Source organism: Rhizobium sp. Root708 (assembly GCF_001429725.1).
In the GTDB taxonomy this organism is placed as follows: domain Bacteria; phylum Pseudomonadota; class Alphaproteobacteria; order Rhizobiales; family Rhizobiaceae; genus Rhizobium.
On record NZ_LMHV01000023.1, the window covers coordinates 397,512 to 421,955 of the forward strand.

The following is a 24,444-nucleotide window of genomic DNA, read 5'->3' on the forward strand; positions in this document are numbered from 1 at the left end:
ACATGGAAAACATTGGTCTCCTGATGGACGGCTTCGGCCACATCCTCAGCTTCAATCACATTCTTCTGATGGTGCTCGGCGTTACGCTCGGAATTCTGGTCGGCGTGCTGCCCGGTTTGGGTGCCCCGAATGGCGTCTCGCTGCTTCTGCCCCTCACTTTCTCGATGGACCCAATCTCAGCGATCATCCTTCTTTCGTGCATGTATTGGGGAGCGCTTTTCGGTGGCTCGACAACGTCGATCCTCTTCAATATTCCGGGCGAACCGTCGTCCGTAGCGACGACCTTCGACGGGTATCCGATGGCCAAATCCGGCCAGGCGAGCCGTGCACTGACGCTTGCCTTCGTCTCCGCCGGCATCGGCGCTCTGGCTGGTGTTGTGATGATCACCCTGCTCTCCGGCTGGGTCGCGAATTTCGCGCTGCGCTTTTCCTCGCCCGAATATTTCGCTGTCTATTTCCTGGCTTTCTCAAGCTTTATCTCCATGGGCGCTCAGTCGCCCTTCAAGACCCTCGTCTCCATGATGATCGGCTTTGCGCTGGCTTCCGTGGGCATGGACACGATTTCGGGAAACCTGCGCCTCACCTTCGACATCCCGGAGTTGATCAAGGGCGTCTCCTTCCTGATCGCGGTCATGGGTCTTTTCGGCATCGGCGAGCTGTTGCTGACGACGGAAGAGGGCTTGCGTTTCGAAGGCATCAAGGCACGTGTCAGACTTTCCGAGATCGGCCGGACGCTGATTGAAATGCCCCGATATTGGTTCACCATCCTGCGCTCGACAATCATCGGCATCTGGATGGGCATCACGCCGGCCGGCCCGACCGCGGCATCGTTCATGAGCTATGGCGTGGCCAGCCGCTCGGCCCGCGACAAGTCGAAATTCGGCAAGGGCGACCCGCGTGGTATCGTCGCTCCGGAAACTGCGGACCATTCCGCCGGAACCTCGGCCCTGCTGCCGATGCTGGCGCTCGGCGTACCCGGTTCGGCCACGGCTGCGGTCATGATGGGCGGCCTGATGATTTGGGGCCTTACGCCCGGACCGACGCTGTTCACCGATCGTCCGGATTTCGTCTGGGGCCTGATCGCATCCATGTATCTCGGCAACATCGTTGCCGTCATCCTGGTGATCGCCACTGTGCCGCTCTACGCATCGATCCTGCGTGTTCCCTTCTCGATCATAGGTCCGATCATTGTCGCCGTCATCTTCTCCGGTGCCTATCAGGTCGCTAATAACATCATCGATGTGTGGCTGGTCATCGGCTTCGGCCTTCTAGGATATGTTTTCAAGAAGCTGGATTATCCCCTCGCTCCTCTGGTGCTAGCGATGGTTCTTGGCGACAAAGCCGAAGACGCTTTCCGCCAGTCGATGCTGATGTCCAACGGCAACCTCTCGATCTTCTGGTCGAACGGGCTCGTGACCAGTTTGATGTTGCTCGGACTGACGCTGCTTCTATCGCCAGGAGTCATGTGGATAGTGGCGAGCGCTCGCCCTCGAAAGGCTGCGATTGCTCCTTCCGTGACCGACGACCACGACAGTAAGACAGCGGCGTGACGTCGCTCTCCAAGCCAGCCTTTCCACCCGACAATCTTGCGAGGATGCGACATGACCACCAAGCCACGACGGTGGACGAGAGACAATTGGCCAATAGCAGCCGCGATGATTCAATACCCCAACATGCTCAATGATGGGCGTTCCGTTCAGGACCAATCGGTGGAAGAATGGGCCGACACATTATCCGATGTTGTCGATGCTGGCTTCACTGAGCTTGATCCAACTGACAGTTGGTTGAGGCTCGCCGATCTGACGCCGGCCAGGCTTGAGAGCTTCATGAGCCTCGTTGCTTCGCTTGGCCTGACCATTCCGGCGATTTCTACGTCCCGGCGCAGTGTCATCGACGCCCGTCATGGAGATGATCACCTTGCATACAGCCACCGCGTCATTGACGCGGCCAAGGCAATTGGCGCTGGCTCGGTTTCGTTTGGCTTGTTCGAGCCGCTGACAGATGCACAAATGAAAGCACTTTGGTTTTGGACCGTGGAAGGCCATAAGAACCCCGACGACACGGCTGTTTGGAGCAAGGCAGTGCGGCGCATTCGCGAGCTCGGCCGTCATGCCGAAGATCTCGGCATCGAGATTTCGCTCGAAATGTACGAAGATACCTACCTTGGCACCTCCGAAAGTGCGGTGCGCTTCGTTGAAGAGGTGGCTCTTGCCAATGTCGGTATCAATGCCGACCTCGGCAACCTCATCCGCCTGCATCGGCCGATGGAACACTGGCAAGAGATGATGGCCAAGGTCGCGCCCTACGCGAAATATTGGCACGTCAAGAATTACACGCGCACGGAAGATCCTGCCTCCGGTGTCATCGTCACTCATCCGGCACCGCTAGAATCCGGGATCATCAACTATCGCGCCGCCATCCGCATGGCGCTGGCGCACAGATTTGCCAGCCCGTTCCTCTGCGAGCATTACGGAGGCGACGGCCTCTCTGTATGCGCCTCCAACCGTGAGTATCTGAGGCGCATTCTGCCTCGCGACCAAGGACAGATGCAATGACAACGATTTTCGACGCTCCGGAGGAGTTTGCAAACACGGCCCTTAAAGGCTTCGCTGCCATCTACAGCCGCTATGTGAGGCTTGTGAGAGGCGGCGTCCTGCGCGCAACGAAGGTGCCGAATGGCAAGGTATCAGTCGTGATCGGGGGCGGGGCTGGGCACTATCCGGCTTTTGCAGGCTATGTTGGCCCCGGCCTGGCCGACGCCGCGGTTGCAGGCGACGTCTTCGCATCGCCGTCGACTGCCGCCGTTGCGCGCATTTGCCGACTTGCCGATCACGGCGGCGGGATCCTGCTGGGTTTCGGCAACTATGCAGGCGACGTTTTGAACTTCGGTGTGGCGGCCGAGCGGCTGCGCGCCGAAGGCATCGACGTGCGCATCGTGCCGGTCACAGATGACATTGCTAGTGCGCCGCCCGAAACTGCAGCGAAGCGCCGCGGCATCGCCGGCGACCTTATGGTCTTCAAGATTGCCGGCGCGGCGGCCGAAGTCGGCCTCGACCTTGACGAAGTCGCACGCCTGACACGGCATGCCAATGACAGAACCGTGTCCTTTGGTGTCGCGTTCAGGGGCTGCACATTGCCAGGCTCGCCCCAGCCGCTCTTCAATGTCGCGAAAGGACAGATGGCGCTGGGTCTGGGTATTCACGGTGAGCCCGGGATCAGCGAAAAAGATATCGTTTGCGCGAAAGATCTTGCCGCCTTGCTGACAGACAAGCTGCTGGCCGAAAGGCCAGCCGGCGCAAAGCGCGTTGGAGCGATTTTGAATGGTCTTGGCGCGACGAAATACGAAGAGCTCTTCGTATTATGGTCGGCGATCGCCGCGCGCCTTGAGGCTGCAGGGCTGGAGGTCGTGCTCCCCGAGGCCGGCGAATTCGTCACAAGCCTCGATATGCAGGGCTGCTCGCTTAGTTTGCTTTGGCTCGACGAGCAACTGGAGCCGCTCTGGACGGCTGCCTGTGACGCGCCTGTCCTGCGTCGCGGTGCTACATTTGCAACTGAGATGGCCACCGACGTGCTCGTTGACGACGACAGCCTGCCCAGGTTCGGCGATGCGAGTGAAAGCTCCAAGGCCGACGGCAAATGCGTCGCCAGCCTTATCGAGATGATCGCGCTCGCGTTAAGGGACGCCGAAGAAGAACTTGGCCGCATCGATGCGCTTGCCGGCGATGGCGATCACGGTCAGGGAATGCGGCGAGGCTCTTCTTCCGCGTTCGAAGCCGCAAAAGCGGCGGCTGCTGCCGGTGCAGGCGCTGCGAGCGTCCTGGCTGTGGCAGGAGACGCCTGGGCTGATCGAGCTGGCGGCACATCTGGTGCAATCTGGGGCCTGTTGCTGCGCTCGTGGAGCAATGCCTTGAGCGACAAAGAGACGCTCGATAAGACAGCTATCGCGAAAGGGGCACGCCTAGGATTGGAAGGCGTGACCCGTCTAGGCCGAGCCGGTCCGGGGGATAAAACCCTGGTTGATGCCCTCGTGCCCTTTGTCGAGACGTTGGAGCGTGAGGTCACTGCCGGTCGGTCGCTCAGTCTGGCATGGCAATCGGCAGCAACGGCAGCAACCGACGCGGCGGATGCAACCGCCAAATTGACTCCGAAGCTTGGCCGCGCCCGGCCGCTTGCGGCAAAAAGCATCGGCCATCCCGACGCCGGTGCGGTCTCCCTGGCGTTGGTGTCGCGGGTGGCCGGGAAATACATCGCCGATAGGCAGGGCTAGCCCGATAGCGCCACGATTTGACCTCGCGCTGAGACTGCAACCTGAGTTCGCTTGAACCCACCGAACGCGTATTGCGTTCGGAAACGCCAAGCGCTTCACAAAGCGACCGTTGATCGCTTCGAATAAACAAGGCGACGGCTGACCTTTCGCAACGGTGCTCACTGATTGTTGCGCGCCACGAGAACCGGCTCCGGGCGATAATCCGCCGGGAAGATGCTCTTGAGATTCCTGACCTTCGGAAGATCGTTGATGACAATGTAGGGATAGGTCGGGTTATCGTTCAGGAAATTCTGATGATAGGCCTCAGCGGGGTAGAAGTTCTTTCCCGGTTCGATCTTTGTGACGATCGCGGCGTCGTAGACCCGCGCATGGTTCAACTGGCCGATATAGGCCTTGGCGACCTTTGCCTGCTGATCGTTTTGAGGGAAAATCGCCGACCGATACTGGGTGCCGGTATCCGGCCCCTGGCGGTTCAACTGCGTTGGGTCGTGCGCTACGGAAAAATAGATCTGCAACAGGTGTCCGAAGCTGACCTTCTTCGGGTCGAAGACCACCTGAACGGACTCGGCGTGGCCCGTTGAACCTGTGCCTACGGTTTCATACTGGGCCGAGGATCTGGCGCCGCCCGCGTATCCGGAGGTGGCGCTGATCACGCCATTCACATGCTGGAAGACACCCTGGACGCCCCAGAAGCAACCACCCGCGAGGACGGTGGTTTCGGGCTTAGCGCCGGTTGGTTCGTCTTGCGTTGGCGCCGGAATGACCTTGGCTTCCTCCGCCGCCTGCGACGTGACAGACAGGGCTGCCGCCACTCCTGCGAGCGCTGCAATGCCGACGAGCATCTGACGGAAAGAAATGCCGGCTTTTGTCATGAAACTGCGCATTGTCGTGATCTCCTTCAGCCGAAAGTAAAGGCGTAAGCTTGTACGCCGGGATCGAGGAAGTGGATTTCGAACGTATGATCGGCGATCGGCCCGTGCTGGCGCACAAGCTGGTAAAGCCGCTGTCCGGTCACGGTGCCGTTCCCGTCCGCATCGGTATCGACTCCGCGGTTGTCGCCTGGCGCCTGCCCATCAACCGTGACCCTGAAACGCACGGGCTTGCCATCGGCGCCGGGACCCAGGACCAGGTGTAGATCGCGAGCATGGAAACGAAAGTAAACGCTGCCGTCCTTGTCGTTCAGATCGGCGTTTTCCGCTCCGGCGGTCCATTTGCCGGTCAAGCCCCACTCGTTCAGGCGAGGCTCGGCGGCCGTATAGACGTGCGGCGCGCCGTTGACGGTCCCATTGGCATCGACGAAGTTTTGGGAGCGTTGCCAGCCGAAGTAGGTTTCCGGCGATTGGACATCATTCTCGTTGGACGAGGCTTCAGCGCCCGTTGCCTTCACATCAACAATATCGCCAGCGACATTTGACGTGCCGGCTTCGGCAAGGAGCTGCTGGATGACACGCTCCGACTGATCGTATTCGCCTTCCCCGAAATGATGATGACGCACGCGTCCCTCGGCGTCGATGAAGTAGTGTGCTGGCCAGTACTGATTGTCGAAGGCGCGCCAGATGGCATAGTCATTGTCGATCGCAACAGGATAGGTGATGCCAAGATCACCAATGGCCTTCTTCACATTGTCGATGTTCTTCTCGAAAGCGAACTCCGGCGCATGCACGCCGATCACGACTAGTCCCTGATCCCTGTACTTCTCTGCCCAGGCTTTGACATAGGGGATAGCGCGGATGCAGTTGATGCAGGAATAGGTCCAGAAGTCGACGAGGACCACCTTGCCTTTGAGGGTGTCGGTCGAAAGTGGTGGCGAGTTCAACCACTGAACGGCACCGTCGAGCGACGGCATGTTACTTTCGACAGGGAGCGCGTCGGCGCCAGCCTTCGGCTTTGTCTGCATCATCATCGCATTTGCCCCGCTCATCATCGCGGGGCTGCCGTTCATCATCTGGTCGTTGCCGCCGCTCATCATCATGGCGCCGGCATCATTCTTGCCCATGACGACCGAGGATGGTTCCCGAGGCTGTAGCCTGTCAATCAGGCTTTGCTCCAGAGAAGCTGTGCTCGCGACGGAGGCTTGCGTCAGGAATCCTGTATCCAGGCCCATTCCGATTGCAATGACGGCAATCAGGACGGCGATCCCAACGCCACGGCGTACCCACTCGCCAACGCTGAGTGATTTCTTCATCGTTTGGTAGACCTTGCCGCCGACGAGCAGGGCGAGCGCAAGGGAGGTGGCAGCACCGAGGGCATAGGCAAGCAGAAGCAGCGTGGTGCCTACGCTCGCGCCTTGCAGGGCGGCGCCGGTAAGAATGAGACCGAGGACCGGACCGGCACACGGCGCCCAGAGAAGGCCCGTTGCTATGCCGAGCAAGAGCGACGCGAAGATAGCAGAGCCCCCTGCCCGGCTTCCTCTATCTGCGGATTGCGACAGGCGCGCGCCGAGCGACACCAGCGGGCGCGTCAGATAGTCTGAGAGTGCGGGGAAAAGCAGAACAATGCCGAACGCAGCCAGCAAAACCATTGCCGCGTAGCGGCCATACTCATTCGCCTGCACCGCCCATCCTCCACCCAAGGCAGCAAGGGTTGCGACAGCGGCAAACGTCGCGGCCATCCCCACAAGCATGGGCAGGGTGCTGCGCATGAACGGCTGCCCGGCGCGGGCGAAAACAAAAGGCAGCACCGGGAGAATGCATGGGCTGACGATCGTCAAGACGCCGCCGAAATATGCGAGGAGGAAGAGGATCATGGAGTAGCTCGATTGCTCAGGCCGAAGCCGGATGAAAGTTCATGGCAACGCCGTTCATGCAGTAACGCAGTCCCGTGGGTTGTGGCCCGTCATCGAAAACATGGCCGAGATGACCGCCGCACCGGCTGCAGTGAACTTCCGTCCGAGCCATGCCGAGCGAAGCGTCTTTCGTCGTTGCGACCGCGCCTTCGAGCGGCGCCCAGAAGCTGGGCCAGCCCGTGCCGCTTTCGAATTTGGTAGTCGAAGAGAATGCGTCCTGATCGCAGCCCGCGCAGGCAAAGTTGCCTTTTCGGTGTTCCTTGAGGAGTGGGCTGGTGAACGGGTACTCGGTTCCTCCTTACGCAGGACGGAATATTGATCGGCGGACAACAGCTTCTGCCATTCCGCATCCGTGTGTTACACGGGATAACTTTCCGCCGCTGCGGCCCGGCCTGCGAAGCCGAAACGAAGCGCGAGGATGGCTAACCCCGCACCAGTAAGAACATGGCGTCTTTTGACCATAACCGTAATCTCCTCGCGGGCTTACCACGCCCCGACATAGGACGCTCTAAGGGCATTTCTATTCCCTGACGCTATATCCTCGCGAACATACCGCTACCTGCCTCTACGCGAGAAGTAGTCGTTTCGTTACGCACATGGTGGCGAGAACACCAAAATGTGAACTGACGCCACACGTTCGCTGAGCCGACGAACTGTGATCAAGGCGCCCTCCCGGCGATTGACACGGGAAAGCGCGGTCGAAGGTCAAATCGCTTCGGGTAAGTGCGGCGGCAAAACTGCCTCAGAGAAATCGCCGCCAGATATCCTGCAGGGAATGCACCGCCGCTGCCCGCGGCACCTCTTTCTGCAGGAAGGAGGTCACAACAGATGACAAATCCTGTTCGACCGCCGCGTAACCTGCGGCGCGCGGGCGAATGGAACTCTGGTCCATCGTTCGGGTAACGGCGGAGTAGAAACCATTGAACCTGCTATCGATTGCCGGCTCCAGCCAAAACCAACGCTCAAAACGATCGCGCAGCTCACCGGGCTGGCGCCTGCGACCGTCTCTCGTGCGCTCAACGATGCCGACGATATTAGCTCATCGACGAAAGAGCGGGTGAGGCTCGCGGCACGCGAGGTGGGCTATCGCCCGGACCGCGCAGGGTTCAGACTTCGAACGGGCAAGTCACGCGTCATTGCCTTGGTGCTGAACATGGAAGACGAGATCCTCGGCATTGCCGGGCCGCTTGTGAACGGCGTCGCCGAAGTGCTCTCCCGCTCAGGTTATGGCATGGTGGTGGTGCCGGACGGCCCGCATGGATCCGCGCGTTATTTTTCTGACGAAAGAGGAATTTCCGTTCGTCACCTTCGGTCGAACGCAACTGCGGACTGTTCACGCCTCCGTCGATTTCGACAATGAGGCCTTCGCTTATGAGAGTGTTCGACGGCTTGCGGACAAAGGACGACGAAATCTCGCGCTTCTGGCGCCACCGGCGCATCTCATGTTTTGCAAACACATGTCGGACGGGTTCCGCCGAGGCGTTCGTGACTTCGGATGCGCGGAAGTACCGTTTGGCAACGTCGATCTCGACAGCCTCCTTCAGGATATTTTCAAGGAGGGGACACGCTGGCCATTTGAGAGCGGCGCGGTTGACGGCTTTGTCGCCGGCAGCGCAAGCACTGGCGTCGCTCTCCTTGCCGGCCTCGAAAGCGTCGGCGCCCGCATCAAGATCGATTTTGACATGGTTGCGAAAGAGCCGACTCGTTTCACCGAGTGGATCAGGCCCGAGATTATTCCTATTAACGAGGATATTCGTGCGGCCGGAAACGAATTGGCCCGCACTATCATTTCCGCAGCCAACGGCACGGAACTGACGAACCTGCAGTCGCTTATTGCGCCAAAATTTGCGACGTGACCGCTTCGCACCACTCGCAAAGCAATCCCTCCAGCCGAGGAGCCTAGAGCGAATTGCGGGCCCAACAACTCAGCCCCCGGATCGAAACCTAATAGTTCCGATCGTTCCCGACCTAATCGCTCCATGCGAAAAATCCGGCCATCCTCTCGCCCAAAAGCGGCGAGGATTGGCTACCGCCGCGCGCATCCCGACGTGCTGAAGGTCACAAGACGGCGTCGGTATCGTTCAAGCCAGCTTACTGATCTCGCAGTAAGCTATGCTGCGATTTCCACCCGACCATAGCGATATCCGAAAATCCGCAGAGTCCGCGCTCTCCTTCGCGATCATCGACATGTCCTGCTCGGAACGAAGCAACAGAGCCCAATTCATGAAAGTCTCCATATAGCCGTCGACGTCAATCTCCGGGGAAAAGTTCGCGAATAGGAATGATCCGCCAGGCTTGAGCAGGCTAAGGCATTTCCTGGTCAGCCTTATTGCCACGGGGTCGGGCAGATAGTCGTACAGTCCAGCCGCATAGACGAAGTCGAACGTACCCAGGGAATGCTTCCCGCCGAGAAGCGATCGAACTGACCCGTTCACTGCCTCGACGGATGTGTTGGCGAAATCGCGAGCGACTGTTCCGACACTCAGCGGGTCTTGATCTAGGGCGACCCATCGCTTGATCAAGCCACCCTCAAGCGCTCCGGAGGAAAATCCTTCCCGAAGATGGCCGGACGCGATGGCGAGCACTTCCACGGATCCTTGTCGCGCGGATGCTATTTCGTCGACGCGCCTTGCGAGAATGTCGCGGCGTTCCCTCACCGCGACCGATGATGAGGCGTTTCTGGTATAGTCATAGATTGCTCTACCCAGCACGCTTGAAGCCTTTATGCTCTCTGCGGTTTCCGGGCTGCCATAGATAAAGTCGAGAAGATGCGCGTCGCCGGAATAACCGCGCGGCTTGTCGAACGACCAACGCGTCAGCGGGTCTTGATGCAGAAACTGCGCGACCGGATGAGCTTGCGCGATTGCGACGATGTCATCCCACACTTCCGAATGAAAGCGACGACGCATCTGATGCAAAGCAACAGTTAGACGCTCGATTATCGCCGCTGGCTCGACCGCAGATCTGAATTGCCGGAACGAGAGGTCAAGCGCAAGGGCGAGTTCGGCTTTGGCAAGCAAGAGATCGCCTGGGTCCGGAGTGGCTGCGCCTCTCGTTGCTTCGCGTATTTCGCCAGGCGCCACAAGGCTTTCGCCATCCAACCGCAAGCTCTGTGCCATTTCGAAACCCCGTTGATCCGGAGTTAACTATAATCAACCTCAACTCCGAAGGCGACTAGATTCCACACGCGATGAGGGTAATTCTGGCATCCGACTTATGATTCTCACCATTTAATAGTGCAAAGTAATAGACGAACGGGTCGCAAGTTGCTGCAAGTAACTTTAGGAGGGCGCCGAAGCATGACTTACTTTCGACTATACCTTGACCACGATCCGCTCGGTCTGTTTGCATGAGTAGATCATACATTGACCTGCCGTCAGGCGGCTCCGCCACGGACTTTTCATTCGCTGAAGCCTGCAAGTCTCTTGAAACCGAGAATGACGCTATCCGACGGCGAAGTTCCAGACGCGGACTCTGGATGGCGGTTGCCGTTTACGTCGCCTTTGCGGTTCCGGACCAATGGCTCATTCCCGACGTTGCCCCGATCACCATAGCCGCGCGATTCGTTGTCGCGACGCTAGCGCTCTTGGTATTCGAGGTGTTGTTACTGGCAAAGGCTAAAACCATCTGGCTTGACGTGACATGTGCCGCGGCACTTGTTTTTGGTTACGTTGGCTGGCTTTGCCCGGCGATCGCTACTCGCGACACGGCAGCGATGTCGTACTACATGATTTTCGGCGCGATATTCATGATGGGCGCCAACCTGTTCTTCAGTTTCCGCTTCCGGCTTTCGGTCATCACCTCCGGTCTCGTACTGTGCGCATTTTTCGTCACGATCGAAGCATTTTTCCCGTCTAGCCCTGCCTACAAGCTTGCATTCGGATTGTTCTACGTTTCGTGCTTCACCTTCACGTCTTTCGTGAATTGGCGGCTGACCATCGAGCGTCGGAGCGTCTTGCTGAATGCCGCGGAAGCGCGGCATCAGCATTGGGAAGCGTCAGAACGCGGAAAATCACTACTGGAGCTTTCCCACACCGATTATCTGACAGGTATTGGTAACAGGCGCGCGCTGGATCGGCGGCTCGACGAGTGCTGGCTCGCCTGGAAAAACGAGCACCGTGACTTTTTCGTTTTTCTCATAGACGTCGACTTCTTCAAACGCTTCAACGATCGGTACGGACATCAGGAAGGTGACCGATGCCTGACTGTCATCGCCAAGGCTTTGAAGGCCGTCGTCGAGCCGTCCGGCGGCATGATTGGAAGATATGGCGGCGAGGAGTTTATCGTCGTGATGCCGGTCGAATCTCAACGGACGGCTCTGAGCCTGGCCGAAAGGATACGGACCGAAGTCGAGCTTCTTGCCATCGGACATGACGAACGGCCGGATGATAGGACGATCGTATCGGTAAGTGTGGGCGTCGCCTTCACACGTGAACCGGCAGGCGAGAAAGTCGAGCGGATCGTACGCGAGGCGGATCTTGCGCTCTATAACGCAAAAGCGAGTGGGCGGAACTGCGTCAGAAGTTTTGATCCGCTGCTACCACGGCCAGATGACAATGCCGGAAAGCTTGTTCCGTTGCTCGCCGCCGCAATCGATCGGAACCTTGTATCACTCGTCTACCAGCCGATATTTGACGTGCACGGCAAGGCCAGAGCTGTTGAAGCGCTTATGCGACTTAAGATGCCCAACGGCACCGCGGTTTCGCCAAAGGTGTTCATTCCCGTGGCGGAACAAACGGGAGCGATCCTCGAGTTGGGTCGATGGGCGATAGAGACTGCATGCCGTGACATCCTGATGACCGACCGTATGGCGACGGTCAGCGTCAACGTGTCGCCCATACAGTTACGAGCACCCGGCTTCGCGGCAAGCGTGGCTGAGATCCTCAAGGAATGCGGTGTTGGCGGGTCGCGCCTGGCGCTCGAAGTCACAGAGGGCCTGGACATGGACATGCGGTCCGAGGTGTTCAAATGCATTGCCGATCTTCGGAGCCTCGGCGTCGAGATATGGCTGGACGACTTCGGTTCGGGCTTCGCGGGATTGTCTTGGCTGCGTGCGATCGACTTCAACACTGTGAAGGTGGATCGCACGTTCCTGCACGATTGCTCCAACCCGCGCGGGCTGTTGATGCTCCAGGACATGATCTCGCTCATCCGCAACCGCGGGAATACTATTCTGGTAGAGGGTGTGGAGACTGCAGCGCAACTTTCTCTGCTCAGAGAACTCCAGATTGATCGCGTTCAAGGTTATCACCTCGGTATGCCGGTTAGTGCTGAACTCTTGCAGGCGGCATAGCGAGCAAAGGCTATGTCGTCACCCGCGGGCCTGCCGCCGTAAACGCGAAGCAGCTCACTTCTACAAGGACTGGTCAAAAAGCACTCGGCCTTTCTCTTCAGGACGGGTTTCTGAACGAAACGACGGCGGCGGCGGCCTTCCGAACGCTCTTCGATGCATCCGCCTTGGATGACGACGGATGCTGCGGATCCTTTCTTGGATAGCAGAGGGAGATCAGAAGGAACGCGACGAGGCCGCCCAGCAGTTCGGCGGGCACGTACATTGCCGCAGTCGCCTTGGACAGAGCGACAGGCCCCACGGCAATCAGGCAGCCGATCGCGATCGCAGGGTTCGCAACCGATCCGGACGGAAGGGCAATGATCGCCGCTGTCAGCCAGGCACCGACACCGAAAGGACCGCTCTCCGGGCGACCACTGCGGGCACAGCCGAAGACGACGATCATAAGGCCACATCCCGCGACCACTTCGCTCCAGACCATCGAATTCGTGGCTACCAACGGCATGGTTATCCCTGCCGGAAACAGCGAATTCGCAAGCAGCGATCCGATGAGCGCCCCGACGATCTGGCCGCAGACATACGATATCGTGCACTGGGGCGAGCGATCGCCCCACATCCACTGCATGATGGTGATCATCGGATTGAAATGACCGCCGGACACGGCGCCGAAGGCGAGGATCAGACCGACGAGGCTTGCCGAGACCGCGACCGCCCCTGCGAGCGTTGCAATCGCTCCGTCCGCGCCGAGACGCTGGCAGGTCAATCCGCTGGCGACGACAGCGAGCATCAGGAGCGCCGTCCCCACGGTCTCGACGACGACACGACGTGGAAGTGCGAGCGAACCGTCGCGCTCGTAGAAGCAAGGGGTGTCGTTGTCGCTCATGGGCTGAGGCTCTCGACCCTGCAGCCCTGACTGCGAAGTCGGGCAGCCACCTCGTCCATCTTCGTCGCCAGCATCTCCGGCGTCAGAATTTGCTTCTGGAACGAGATGTTCGCAAAGGTGACGATCCAGCGTTCGTAATAGGTCAGCTTGCCGACGACGTCGCTGCCCAGGGATTCGACGCCTCGGCGCTTCTCTTCGGTGTTGATGATCTTGTGGAAGTCGAGGACGTCGGCGAGCGCATGGCATCGCTTCTCCCACGGCAGAAGTTCGTGATCGACCTTCTCGATCGGACCAGCGGGAAGCCCCCCGATGTCGTTCGGCAGGCGCGACACAAGGTCCGCGGTATCGGTCATGGTCGTTCTCCCTTACTTGGTCGCCTGGACGACACCGATCATCGTGTCCCTCGTCACCAGCGCGGCGAGCTGCTCTTCGGAAAAGCCGTCGGTCGCCGCCGGACGAAGCGGCAAGACGAGATATCGGACGATCGCGGTGGAGTCGCTGACCACAACTTCGACGTCGTCGGGAATGTGGGTGCCGAACTCGGCAAGGACCGCCCGCGGCTCAGACACCGCGCGGGCCCGATATGGCTTGAGCTTTTACCAGTCAGGTGGCAGGCCCAGAACGGGGCGCGGATAGCACGAGCAAAGCGTACAGACGATGAGATTGTGAGTCTTCTCGGTGTTCTCGAGGACGATGAGCTGTGTGTCGTCGTAGAAGCTGATGCCGAATTCCTCGCACGCGGTGCGGCCGTTCGCGAGCAGACGCGCCTTGAACGCGGGATCGGTCCAGGCACGCGCGACGACCTTTGCGCCTAAAGCAGGATTGCGGGAATCGAGCACTTCGATCTGGCGTCGAATTTCTTCGGGACCGATCAGCTTCCTCTCGACGAGGAGCTCGCGCATCGCGATTTCCATTACCTCGTAGTAGCTGATGGTCCCCTCCGAGGAGATCGGGGCATGGTGATGGTGATGGTGATGGTGACGATGGTGGTCGTGGTGATTGCCGTCCGTTTCGCTCATCGTCAAATCCTTTCAAGCCATGTCTCGTAGATTTCGATCGCGAGAGCGTCACGGCTCGAACCGGCATAGTTCGGCCAGACCTCCTTCAACGAGACCACGCAACGATAGTAGTGGAGGCGCGAGCCCGCGTTGCGACCGTAGGCCTCCCCCTCGTTGTCGACGGCCGCGGGGTCGATGACGGACTCGATCTTCGCCTCCTTGCCGCGAAGGTATCGTGGAACGCGGTAATGCCCGATAGGAGACCGCGCCGAGATGCGGACCCTGTCGCCCGCTGCGAATATCGGCTTTTCGCCGAGAGCAAATACGACTGGCTTTCCATCTGTGACTTCGACGTCGTCCGTCCGCATTGAAATATCCCGTTCAAACGCCACCGTCGTCCCGGAGGACGGGACTGGAGACCGGATGCGATGTTGTCAGTGATTTCTGGTACGTCCGAAACGTCGACATGGTCTTTCGAGAAAGCACGAACGACCGGCCGGGTGGGCTACAGCGGCGACCGTTTCCGTCCTGAGATGCTTGCCCGCATGATGCGGTCGGCGACGATCGCCACGGCCGCGCCGCCGCAGATGAGGTAGCAGATACCAAGCGGTATATGGCAGCCTCATTTGCTTGTCGGAAGCCTTCCAGTTTCGTGCGAGCACTTATTGGCCAAGGGTAGCGCGGATATCCGCCAGCCTGCGAACCTGCTTTCCCTCCGCATCGAAATTTTCCGGCGAGAGCCAAGCCTCAAACGCATCGTTGAGCTTCGGCCATTCGCTATCGATCATCGAGAACCAAGCCGTGTCGCGATCGCGGCGCTTGGAGATCATATGCTGGCGAAAGACGCCTTCGAAGGTGAAGCCAAAGCGCAAGGCCGTCGTCTTGCTCGGCTCGTTTTTATGGTCGCATTTCCACTCGTAACGGCGGTAGCGCAGATCTTCGAACACATGCCTGGCCATTAAATAATGCACTTCCGTCGAGATCGCAGAGCGCTGCATGTCAATACCATGCGCCACGCCGCCGATTTCGACCACGCCGTTGGCTGGATCGGCACGCATGAAACTCGCCATACCGACGATTTTGGCAGTCCTATTGTTGCGGAAGATATGCGTCAGCCAGCCGCTATTTTTGACATCTTCGAGCCACGTGCCAAAATCGTCGATGCCGCCAAAATCGTCCTGCGCAAAGTAACGTAGTAGGGGATTGATGCTCATGTCGCCCAATCCATTCCAGAGTTCCTGCAGGTGCTGCTCAGGAATGAACGGTTCAACCGTTCCATACCGACCCTTCAGCGTCAGATGGCTTGGGGCTGCAACCTTGTAGTTGGAAAGATCGCGCATAATCGCTCCTCTGGTCAAGAAGTGGATAGTCCAGCCGCTTTTTAAAGGCAATGGCCTCCTGACAAGGCGGTATTGACCGTAGGCGGACCGCCGTCGTGAGAGGGATTGAGGCGCCAGGATGGATTTTCCCGATGCTTCGTGGTGTCCGTTCAATCCGGTTAATCCGCCCCTCTCGCTAGTTTCGTGCATCAACTAGCTAACCCTCCTTGCCCCGCCTACCTGGGCGTTCGGATCTGCCGCGGCGGCAATGTCTCAGGGGGGACTGGCAGCGCGAAATCCAGCGAAGCTCAAGAACCCAGGTCCATCAACATCTTCGCCCGCAGAAGTCGAGGGGTCGAGAGACCCTCAGTGAATCGCTCGTAGATGGGGAGGAGAATTTTCCGGGTCGGCGGCTGTTCTCCCCGACCGGCAAGATGTTCGACAAGAGTGATGCTCGCAGTGAGCTCCCAATACAGACCGCGTTGAGCGGACGCTCGTTCGGCGGCCTCCTGAAACAGGTTCACCGGCGATCTTCCACTGACATTTTGTGCCGCGATTATCTCGCCTTTTCTCCGCAGCAATTCCGGGACCATCCATCGGTAGCCTTTGGCGGCTGAAAACATCAATGCCTCCTCGATTTGATCGAGGCCCTCGTTCAGACGCCCAGCCATCTGTAACGCGGCTGCGAGTTCGCACATGAAAAAGGGATAGAACAGCAAATACGAGGTCTCATGCATTTCACGAAGCCCGGCTCGAAGAGCGTCTATGCCCTCCGCGGGCGAGCCTGATCGCGAAGCCAGACTGCCACGCACACACAGTCCCACCGCGTAGAAAGGCTTCATACCATGCTGCAAGGCGTGTTCAATCAGTTCTTCGCCCCACTCTCGAGCTCGAGGCTCGTTGTCCAAGCTCAAGGATACGAAAGCGGACGCCCAAGCCAGGGCAACGCAAGATACAAAAGGCTGGTTGGTCGCGCGTGCTTCGAGAATGGAATCTTCCGCTGTGCGCGCGGCTGCGTCCAGTCGACCCAGCGATATCAAGTTGACCGTGTTGTGAGCCATAGAGGACGTTCGAATGTCCGCCCCCAGTCTCAGCATATCTCGGCGACGATTGATAAGAGGCGAACTCCTCGCGGCCCAGTCAAGCCTGTCGTGTGCTTCCAGGTGCTCTGCTTGATAAGCCTGCGGAATACCAATCATCCACGCTGCTGCCGCGCGTGACTGTAGGTCTCGTGCATCGGAACCCTGCTCGTATTCGCGTGCATAGACAAGCGCGTCATCCAACTCCATCGAGCGAGCGGAAAAAAGCCAAAGCGCGCACGTCACTCGTTGCCGATAATCTGCGTCACCCAAAGCTTTTGCGAGTGACAGCGCGCGAACAAGCGCTTCTCTTCCCCGCTTGCTCATGCCTTGAGTATAGATCAGGGCAAACCCGAACGCGCATTGAAGGACCATTTCAGTGCGACTGCCCGCCTCACCCTTAAGATGAGACAGCGCCTTCTGAGCCCACTCACCAGATTCAAATACAAGCGATGTCGCGGTCCAGAAATCGGAGGTGGCGGCGGCCAGTCTCGCTCCCAACTTCCCATCGCCATCAGGCGATAAGGCCCAAGTCAAAGCGGCTCGTAGATTGTCAATTTCCCGGCGGTATGGACCGAAATGTTCGATCGCTACCTGAAGTGAGCTGGCATTCGAGAATGGCTGGAAGAACAGCCAAAAGAACTCCGCACTTCGCTGCATTGCCAGCCGATAGTCAGCGCCGGGCCCGAGTTTTTCGAGCGAGTAGACCCGCACGGTCTCCAGTAGACGCCACCGAGGAGCCGCGTCCGTTCCTTCAAATATAACCAGCGATTTTGAGACGAGATTCGAAAGCCCTATGGCGGTTACCTCCTCGCCCTCACCGCTCGCCGCTGTGGCCGCCTCCAACGTGAAGCCTGCGGGGAAGACGGCCAGATTGCGAAGGAGGCGACGCTCGCCTTCCGGCAACAATTCGTAGCTCCAATCAAGTGCGGCCCGCAGCGTTCGGTGGCGAGGCAGAGCAGTTCGTCGGCCGCCAGTGAGGAGCACAAAGCGATCGTCCAAGCGGCCAGCTATCTGCTGAAGCCCCAAGGTGGCAGCCCGAGCAGCAGCGAACTCTATGGCTAGGGGAATTCCGTCGAGATGACGGCAGATACCCGCAATAACCGAGATCCGTTCTTCACTCATAGTAAAGTCAGACTGCAGCGCCAGCGTTCGAGCGACGAACAACTGAACTGCACTATGTTGGAGCCCGTCGGCATTTCCTTCTCTCGCAGGCACCTCGAGCGGCGGTACGCGATAGGTGAATTCGCCATCTATGCGAAGAAGTTCCCGGCTCGTGGCGAGTACAGATACGTTCGGGCAGGCGCGCAGGATTGCCTCGACCATCTCAGCGGCGGCGTCGACAACATGTTCGCAATTGTCGATGACAAGCAACATTTTCCTGTTGCCGATGGCTTGAGCCACGAGATCGGCGGAGATGTCATCGCCTTGAAGGCGTAAGTCGAGGGTTTGGGCAAGCGCTGTCGGAACGAGATTCGAATCTGGAAGCGACACCAGTTCTACAAAGAACGCATCGCCGTCGATCGACGGCTGCAGACGTCGGGCGACTTCCGATGCAAGTACAGTCTTTCCGATGCCGCCCGGCCCGGTAAGGGTTACAACACGATAGGCCGACATCAACGTTATGATTTGCAGGATTGAAGCCTGACGTCCAATAAGTTCGGACGCGGCCGAAGGTATATTCGTGACGAAAGCCCCGCGTTCACTCGACGGCACGCGGATCGCTTGCGTCGACCCAAGGAATCGCGCCTCGGGTTCGGTCCATTCACCGAGGAGACGATACCCCCGACCGGACACAGTCCGGAGCAGGTCGCGATCCTTACCAAGCGCCCGTCGTATCGCCGAGATATGTACTTGAAGGGTATTGTCCTCGACCACGAGGCCGGGCCAGACGCGCTTCATCAGTGCGTCCTTCATTACGATCCCGCCCGAGGCAAGAGCGAGCGCCTCAAGGATTTCGAATGCTCGATTGCCGAGAGGGACCGGTGCGCCCATGGCACGCAGCTCTCGTTTCTCAAGATCAAGCTCCCATCCGGAATACTCAAAAAGGCCAATCTCAATCTGTCCCAAAGCAATCCGATTCTATGTGGATGGAGCCATGACAATAAGACCATGGAAGGGGCAGATTGCGGAACAGCGCTTACGCAACCCTTAGAAGAATTATTCAGCTTTTTTCAGGTTCGGTCACGCCACTTAAGTCGCAACAGCCTGCGCGCTCGTCTAAAACCATTACAGCAATATCCACACAAGCGAGTACGACCTGTCAATCAAGCACTTCAGCCGGATATCGCGTGTAAAATCAATGTGGGAGAAATGACATGTACCTCACCAGATACCTTACCGCTCCTTTGAAGCACGTCATCATACCGCCCAGCTTCCCGGTGGTGGCAGTGCTGAGCAACGGCACCGATATCTCCTCGGTGCTGCATGAACATACCACTCGAATGGGATGGCACCCAGAGCAGTACGCCTCGGCAACCAGCTTTCTGGATAGCGCGCAGGCCGGCTCCTTCGGGTGTATTGTCGTTGATGCTGGCATGGCCGAACTAACGGCCTCAGATCTCACGCAGCTTATTTGTTTACATGCCCCGCATTGCCCCATCATCGTTCTGACCGCCAAGCCCCGTGCCGCCATGACCGCCACGATCAGCAAATTCCGCGTGACATTCATGCCGAAACCAGAAGACCCCAGCGTTCTTGAGGATGAGGTGAATGCAGCAATTCGTGCAATCAATGACGCGAACCGTCTGGAAGCCTATTTTCTGACGCTAACGCCGCGAGAGCGACAGGTTATGAAGTTTGTAGCGGAGGGCCTGTTGAACAAGCAGGTGGCTTTTAGACTGAACATCAGCGAGATAACCGTGAAGGCTCACCGGGGGCAAGTCATGAGAAAGATGAATGCCAGAACCCTGCCGGATTTGGTCAACATGGCCGCGAGACTTGGGCCAGCCTCAGGATATGCCGACCGTCAATCAACTCCGTGATATCCGCTACCCTGTTTTCAAGGAACCGAATGCCGCGCATTTTTGGGCAATCTGGGGCAATTGTTCAAATGCGGCTTCTGCCTAGCGAACTAAACATATGCTTAGGATCAGCTACGGGTCTATCCGACTGACCGTACGGCACTAACACCGGGCATTCTTGTGAAGTTCGAAGCAATCTCGGAAAACAGAGGTGTGGTAGTTCCAGTCTCTTAAATCTGCTCCGAATGAACAGCCTCCTGAAATTTCACAGCTAGAGTTCGGTGGGGCGCTGCTATTGCCTTGCTCATGCAGAGCTTTATGAAAGGTTCAAGATGTCAAGCGCCGGGCTCGGGGGGACCCGGAATGGCTTGCAGCGTATGCGAAAAAGCTGTCATTTTCCCCGCAAACCAACATCCCTCTGCGTAGATTTCTTTGACGCATCGGGCCAGCAGAGCGGCCGGGAGATAGTAACTGGCCTCTCTGCTGCTTATCGAGGAACGGCCTATGCTACCTTCGCGCCGGCCTTCATGCTGGTGAGAAGCTTTACGAGTGCTTGCGCGCCGGCTGTCGAAGATGCCGGATTTTGGCCGGTGATCAGTCTGCCGTCGGTGATGGCGAAACTCTCCCAGTTCGGCTTCTTCTCATAGAGGCCGCCGAGCCGCTTGAGCTCGTCCTCGACGAGGAACGGCACGACCTTGGTCAGTTGCACTGCTTCTTCCTCGCCGTTGGTAAAACCAGTGACCCGCTTGCCCTTGACGATTGGAGCGCCGTTGTAGGTTACCCGGTGCAGCACGGCCGGTGCGTGGCAGACTGCCGCGACGGGCTTGCCTGAGTTGTAGAAGGTCTCGATGAGCTTGATCGAGTCGGGATTGTCCACCAGATCCCACATGGGACCATGGCCGCCGGGATAGAAGACTGCGTCGAAATCGTCGGAGCGAACGTCGCTCAACTTCCCGGTGGTTGCGAACACTTTTTGGGCGGCCTTATCCTCCTTGAATCGCGCCATGGCGGGCGTCTGGTTCTCCGGCAGGTCGCTTTTCGGGTCGATGGGCGGTTGGCCGCCCTTGGGTGACACCAGCGTCAGATCGACGCCGGCATCGCGGAAGACGTAATAGGGCGCAGCACCCTCTTCGAGCCAGAAGCCAGTCTTGCGCCCCGTGCTTCCGAGTATATCGTGAGAGGTGAATACCATGAGAATCTTCATCGTTCAGCTCCTTGCAATGCTGTTCAGCAGCGGAATGGCTGCGGATAGAAACTACCGAGGATGAGTGCATTTCGCACTTGCACGTTGGTATCGCCAACACCTTGGTATCGGTCGGTGCGCGAAGTTGAAGCGTAGGGAGATCCCGAGCTTGAAAAAGCCAGGACGCTGACCTCATTGACAGGTCAGACCATTTTAGCTGCGGTCGACCCGTCTAGTGCGGCCTTGAACCGCACCTGCTATCCAAGCTCGCCTGTCAAGAATTGCGCCCTGCCCAAGCCGAACGACCAGTCCTCGTCCGAGTTGTTGATCATGGTGACCATCACGTCGGACGGCTCGATATCGCAGCGGGCTTGTAGCTCGCGGGCGAGATTGGCATAGAACGCGACCTTGGCATCTCGAGACCGCGGCCGACTGACGATTTCGAGCAGGATGATTTTTTCAGTCCGCGCGATGTCGAGCCCGGTGTCGAGAGCCCAAAAGTGAGACGCCTCGTGCTCATGAAGGATTTGATAGCGGTCTCGCGGAGGGACGCCGAAGGACGCGACAATGACGTCGTGGATTGTATCCAACAGCATGCTGAGTTCCTGAGACGTCCGACATTTCAGGACATGGACTTTGACCAGCGGCATCGGACGTCTCCCTGGCTTTCGCTTTAAGTGCCGACGACGTCCACGGCTTAGAAGCATTCTGTTCTGCGGCGCGACCGGGGCGCCTGCGAATGGATGCGGCTTGCTCTCGCGTCTCGCCTTATGCGATCCGGGCTCTGGTCGTCATCGAACCAACGGACAAGAGCGTGAGCCGGATCGCAAGCATACGCTATTGAACGATGGTATGGCCGATACGCCGGTTCTGCATTCAGTTATGGATCCTGCCGGTGGTGCGTATGGCATGCGGCACGCCGCCGGCTGTTCTTCCGGCGGCGTCAGCGCAGTGATCTCCGAGATCGTCCGGAATTCAGGCCGTTCCGTCTGCCTTCTTCTTTCTATACTGGACAGTTGGGAGGCCTCCCCAACCCCAATTGTCGAGTTCGACCTCCTCGATCACCACATAGGTCGATTCCAGTGGCTTGTTGAGAACGTCGAGCATGACTTGACTGACGCCGGCGATGATCGCGGCCTTTTCCTCGGCAGTGACCGATGTGCGATCGGGCGTCGTGCCTTCACGCGTTACCTGTACGGTGACGATGGGCATTTCGTACTCTCCTTGTTCGAGGCGGGATCGACCCTAGGCGGCCATTGCCTCTAAATGCTTCTGGAGTTGATCGACGTGGGCATAACCGGCGCCAACCCTGCTCAGTATCCCACCGTTCTTCAGGAACAGCGTGGGGAAGCTGGAAACACCCATCGCACGGGCCGTCGCGAAGTCTGTCGCAGCCTCTTCGATGGTGCTTCTCTTCTTCCATGTTGCAAGGAAATCGGCTGCGGAGACAGGATGACCCAACTCCTCAAGCGCCCTGTGTCCCACATCCGCAAGGACCGCCCCATCCGTGGTGTCCAGTGCAGCAACGTAGAAGGCGTGCTGGAATGCCCGAAAGACCTTCAACATATCCGCTTCCGGCCGAAGAATTCGGGCAGTCACAACCGCGCGGCAGACGGGCTCGGTATCGTAGACGAAACCGGTTCGGGCGAGCAGGCCTTCACGGTTGAACGGCACGCCGCTAGCTTCCTCGACCTTCGCCCAGTGATGCAGCCTGAATTGCTTGCCAGCGTCGTCCAGAACGTCGGTCGCGCCAGCCCGTAGTCCACCGAGAACAATCCTCAGCGAGGCGTCGGGGCGCCGTTGGAGCAGAAGCTCCATCTGCTTGCCGAATCCATAGCACCACGAGCACATCGGATCGGCGGCCAATACAAGTTCCATTGTCTTTCCTTTCGCTTGCCAGAACGAAGCGTGGCGCGATACGCCACGCTTTCCTCACGGTCAGGCCTACCAACGACCAGCGTTCTGGCCGCCGTCGACATGAAGGATCTCGCCAGTGACGAAGCCGGCGCCCTCGAGGTAGATGACGGCATCGACGATGTCGCGAATCTCGCCCATATGGCCGACGGGATGAAGTGCCGACAGGAACTCATGGGTCTCGGGAGCGTGCATCGGGGTCTTGATGATGCCCGGCGAGACGGCGTTCACTCGGACACCGGTCTTGGCAAACTCGATTGCCAGTTCCTTCGTCACTGCGTTCAATCCGCCCTTGGTAAGCGATGCAAGGGCCGCCGGAACGCTGGCGACCGGCTGGTTGACGAGGCTCGTCGTTATGCTGACGATGTGGCCGGATCCCTGCTTCAGCATTTCCCTGGCCGCGCGCTGGGTAATGTGGAAGAACCCGGCGACGTTGACGCCGAAGTTAAGGTCGTAGTCTTCCTGGGTGAAATCGACGAACGGCTTTGCGGTAAAGACGCCAGCATTGTTGACCAGCGTATCCACGCGGCCGAAGCGCTCGAGTGCTTCGCGCACCACGCGGTCTGCCGTCTCGGAATTGGAGATGTCGCCAGCGACGGCGTGCACGCCTTCGTCAGAACCTTGCTTGATTGAACGCGAGGTGGCGACCACGCGGTAGTTCCGCTCGCGGTAGGCGCGGACGAGACCTTCACCGATACCCTGCGATGCGCCGGTGATGATGGCGACCTTCTGCTGATTGCTCATGATATACATCCTTTTCAATTGCAGCGGTCCTGGTTCGGGCCGCCCGCCGCCCTCGGCGTCGGTGCTATTGATTTAGATCCGATTGACGATCGGGAGAATTGCCAACATCAAGCAATCACTTCACCGATTTTCGGGATAATGTTGGTTTCGATCTTGTGAGCAATCCGCAAAGATAGCCAGTTCCCTCCCGCGTTGCCGAGACCTGGGCAACTGAGCATGTCACGTTGGAAGCAAGGACGTTTGCACCTTTCGCGCCTACACCTTTGGAGCCATCAACGCAGCTACCCTGCCAGGGCATAGGCAGGAATAGTAGCGGCATGTGATATTTCAATCGGGATAGTGATATTAGGCTGTTAAGAGCCCCAGACCGCCTTTGTGAGTTGGGCGGTAAACGCTGTATCACCCTGCTGGCCCGGTAGACGAGTGGTGATTTCCTGAACCGTCCATTCGTTGCCGTCTGGATCGTGGAATACCACGTATGATGCATAGCTCTTGCGTTGTGGATTGAAACCGTTGGCGATGCCCCGACCATCGGAATGGTGAAATATTCCGCCCACATCGTGGAAAGGTTCGCTCACCTCGACACCTCGCGCGGCGAGATCTGTTCGTGCGTCCTCCAGGTCCGAGACGACCAGATGCAGCCCGCGCGACGAACCGGCAGGCGCTGTCGTGATGTTTTTTCCAAACATCACGGAGCAGTTTGACCCGCGAGGCGTGAACTGGATGACCCGGTAGTCGTCACCTTGAAAATCGATATCAAGCCGCCACCCCAGATTTGCGTAGAAAGCCTTGCTTCGGTCGGCGTCGGACACGGCGATGACGGCGAGTTCGAGCGTCATTGCAACACCCGAAACGCTCTGCGCGGCTTCTTTCCTGGTAGATCTGACTTCGCTATCCATATCCCGTGCTCCTTCAATAGGTGATCGCCAGTGGGTTCGCGAACGGCGACAACGAGGTCAGCTTATGGAGGAGTGTCGTTCTCGCCATTGCACTTAGGTATCAGCGGCCGACGAAGCCCT

The 24,444-nt window shown here is 58.6% G+C and carries 22 protein-coding genes and 3 pseudogenes; 9 read left to right on the plus strand and 16 right to left on the minus strand.

Features of this window, described 5'->3' with window-relative positions; translation table 11 throughout:
- Positions 1-2 precede the first annotated feature (2 nt).
- The 3 genes from ASE04_RS16245 to ASE04_RS16255 are packed head-to-tail and all read left to right on the plus strand — an operon-like array spanning position 3 to position 4,267.
- On the plus strand, positions 3-1,550 hold the full coding sequence (locus ASE04_RS16245; protein WP_056819015.1) for a tripartite tricarboxylate transporter permease: 1,548 nt from the start codon (positions 3-5) through the stop codon (positions 1,548-1,550).
- Positions 1,551-1,601: 51 nt separating this feature from the next.
- Positions 1,602-2,555 carry a sugar phosphate isomerase/epimerase family protein gene (locus ASE04_RS16250; protein WP_056819017.1) on the plus strand — a complete coding sequence of 318 codons (954 nt, stop codon included), beginning with the start codon at positions 1,602-1,604 and terminating at the stop codon, positions 2,553-2,555.
- Positions 2,552-4,267, plus strand: a complete 1,716-nt coding sequence (locus tag ASE04_RS16255; RefSeq protein WP_056819018.1) for a dihydroxyacetone kinase family protein — start codon at positions 2,552-2,554, stop codon at positions 4,265-4,267. The genes ASE04_RS16250 and ASE04_RS16255 overlap by 4 nt, the downstream gene beginning before the upstream one ends.
- Before the next feature lie 158 nt (positions 4,268-4,425).
- Here ASE04_RS16255 and msrA read toward each other — a convergent pair whose 3' ends face one another.
- From msrA to msrB, 3 genes and pseudogenes are all read right to left on the minus strand, one after another.
- Entirely contained in the window at positions 4,426-5,151 is a 726-nt protein-coding gene (msrA, locus tag ASE04_RS16260) for a peptide-methionine (S)-S-oxide reductase MsrA (RefSeq protein WP_056819020.1), read from the minus strand.
- A 14-nt stretch (positions 5,152-5,165) separates the two neighbouring features.
- On the minus strand, positions 5,166-7,013 hold the full coding sequence (locus ASE04_RS16265; RefSeq protein ID WP_056819022.1) for a cytochrome c biogenesis protein DipZ: 1,848 nt from the start codon (positions 7,011-7,013) through the stop codon (positions 5,166-5,168).
- 16 nt (positions 7,014-7,029) lie between these two features.
- A pseudogene (gene msrB, locus ASE04_RS30140) lies at positions 7,030-7,514 on the minus strand (peptide-methionine (R)-S-oxide reductase MsrB).
- 526 nt (positions 7,515-8,040) lie between these two features.
- On the opposite strand from msrB, the pseudogene ASE04_RS31650 reads away from it, so the two are divergent.
- From ASE04_RS31650 to ASE04_RS31660, 3 genes and pseudogenes are all read left to right on the plus strand, one after another.
- Positions 8,041-8,088: pseudogene (locus tag ASE04_RS31650) on the plus strand (hypothetical protein); the annotation flags it as partial.
- 117 nt (positions 8,089-8,205) lie between these two features.
- Complete coding sequence (locus ASE04_RS31655; protein ID WP_244490430.1) at positions 8,206-8,412, plus strand: hypothetical protein; 207 nt, start codon at positions 8,206-8,208, stop codon at positions 8,410-8,412.
- A gap of 82 nt (positions 8,413-8,494) precedes the next feature.
- Positions 8,495-8,908, plus strand: a complete 414-nt coding sequence (locus tag ASE04_RS31660; RefSeq protein ID WP_244490431.1) for a hypothetical protein — start codon at positions 8,495-8,497, stop codon at positions 8,906-8,908.
- A 225-nt stretch (positions 8,909-9,133) separates the two neighbouring features.
- Here ASE04_RS31660 and ASE04_RS16275 read toward each other — a convergent pair whose 3' ends face one another.
- Positions 9,134-10,171 (minus strand): class I SAM-dependent methyltransferase, encoded by a 1,038-nt coding sequence (locus ASE04_RS16275; RefSeq protein WP_056819024.1) that lies wholly within the window; start codon positions 10,169-10,171, stop codon positions 9,134-9,136.
- Between the two features lie 230 nt (positions 10,172-10,401).
- On the opposite strand from ASE04_RS16275, the gene ASE04_RS16280 reads away from it, so the two are divergent.
- Positions 10,402-12,345: a putative bifunctional diguanylate cyclase/phosphodiesterase gene (locus ASE04_RS16280; RefSeq protein WP_056819026.1), complete on the plus strand. Its 1,944-nt coding sequence runs from the start codon at positions 10,402-10,404 to the stop codon at positions 12,343-12,345.
- 97 nt (positions 12,346-12,442) lie between these two features.
- Here the strand turns inward: ASE04_RS16280 and ASE04_RS16285 are convergent, their stop codons facing one another.
- The 4 genes and pseudogenes from ASE04_RS16285 to ASE04_RS16300 form a co-directional block, all read right to left on the minus strand.
- Positions 12,443-13,225, minus strand: a complete 783-nt coding sequence (locus ASE04_RS16285; RefSeq protein ID WP_082597371.1) for an aquaporin — start codon at positions 13,223-13,225, stop codon at positions 12,443-12,445.
- Positions 13,222-13,578, minus strand: a complete 357-nt coding sequence (locus tag ASE04_RS16290; RefSeq protein ID WP_056819028.1) for an SH3-like domain-containing protein — start codon at positions 13,576-13,578, stop codon at positions 13,222-13,224. The genes ASE04_RS16285 and ASE04_RS16290 overlap by 4 nt, the downstream gene beginning before the upstream one ends.
- 12 nt (positions 13,579-13,590) lie before the next feature.
- Positions 13,591-14,244 (minus strand): annotated as a pseudogene (locus ASE04_RS16295) (nitrile hydratase subunit alpha).
- A 2-nt stretch (positions 14,245-14,246) separates the two neighbouring features.
- Positions 14,247-14,591 (minus strand): SH3-like domain-containing protein, encoded by a 345-nt coding sequence (locus tag ASE04_RS16300; protein ID WP_056819029.1) that lies wholly within the window; start codon positions 14,589-14,591, stop codon positions 14,247-14,249.
- Between the two features lie 60 nt (positions 14,592-14,651).
- Here ASE04_RS16300 and ASE04_RS30740 point away from each other — a divergent pair, with 60 nt between their 5' ends.
- Positions 14,652-14,819 (plus strand): hypothetical protein, encoded by a 168-nt coding sequence (locus tag ASE04_RS30740; protein WP_156408811.1) that lies wholly within the window; start codon positions 14,652-14,654, stop codon positions 14,817-14,819.
- A gap of 66 nt (positions 14,820-14,885) precedes the next feature.
- Here the strand turns inward: ASE04_RS30740 and ASE04_RS16305 are convergent, their stop codons facing one another.
- Together ASE04_RS16305 and ASE04_RS16310 are read right to left on the minus strand one after the other, a co-directional pair.
- Positions 14,886-15,563: a GNAT family N-acetyltransferase gene (locus ASE04_RS16305; protein ID WP_056819030.1), complete on the minus strand. Its 678-nt coding sequence runs from the start codon at positions 15,561-15,563 to the stop codon at positions 14,886-14,888.
- Positions 15,564-15,850: 287 nt separating this feature from the next.
- A complete protein-coding gene (locus ASE04_RS16310; RefSeq protein WP_056819032.1) occupies positions 15,851-18,691 on the minus strand; it encodes an ATP-binding protein in 2,841 nt (946 codons plus the stop codon).
- Between the two features lie 248 nt (positions 18,692-18,939).
- Here ASE04_RS16310 and ASE04_RS16315 point away from each other — a divergent pair, with 248 nt between their 5' ends.
- Complete coding sequence (locus tag ASE04_RS16315) at positions 18,940-19,605, plus strand: response regulator transcription factor (protein WP_056819034.1); 666 nt, start codon at positions 18,940-18,942, stop codon at positions 19,603-19,605.
- A 481-nt stretch (positions 19,606-20,086) separates the two neighbouring features.
- Here ASE04_RS16315 and ASE04_RS16320 read toward each other — a convergent pair whose 3' ends face one another.
- The 6 genes from ASE04_RS16320 to ASE04_RS16345 all read right to left on the minus strand — a co-directional run bounded on the left by ASE04_RS16320 (position 20,087) and on the right by ASE04_RS16345 (position 24,324).
- Positions 20,087-20,788, minus strand: coding sequence for a type 1 glutamine amidotransferase domain-containing protein (locus ASE04_RS16320; protein WP_056819037.1), 702 nt, complete (start codon positions 20,786-20,788; stop codon positions 20,087-20,089).
- A 236-nt stretch (positions 20,789-21,024) separates the two neighbouring features.
- Complete coding sequence (locus ASE04_RS16325; RefSeq protein ID WP_056819038.1) at positions 21,025-21,417, minus strand: tautomerase family protein; 393 nt, start codon at positions 21,415-21,417, stop codon at positions 21,025-21,027.
- A gap of 325 nt (positions 21,418-21,742) precedes the next feature.
- Positions 21,743-21,979: a tautomerase family protein gene (locus tag ASE04_RS16330; RefSeq protein ID WP_056819040.1), complete on the minus strand. Its 237-nt coding sequence runs from the start codon at positions 21,977-21,979 to the stop codon at positions 21,743-21,745.
- 33 nt (positions 21,980-22,012) lie between these two features.
- Entirely contained in the window at positions 22,013-22,645 is a 633-nt protein-coding gene (locus ASE04_RS16335) for a DsbA family protein (RefSeq protein ID WP_056819042.1), read from the minus strand.
- A 66-nt stretch (positions 22,646-22,711) separates the two neighbouring features.
- Positions 22,712-23,425: an SDR family NAD(P)-dependent oxidoreductase gene (locus ASE04_RS16340; protein ID WP_056819145.1), complete on the minus strand. Its 714-nt coding sequence runs from the start codon at positions 23,423-23,425 to the stop codon at positions 22,712-22,714.
- A 353-nt stretch (positions 23,426-23,778) separates the two neighbouring features.
- Entirely contained in the window at positions 23,779-24,324 is a 546-nt protein-coding gene (locus tag ASE04_RS16345) for a VOC family protein (protein WP_056819044.1), read from the minus strand.
- Positions 24,325-24,444: the final 120 nt, after the last annotated feature.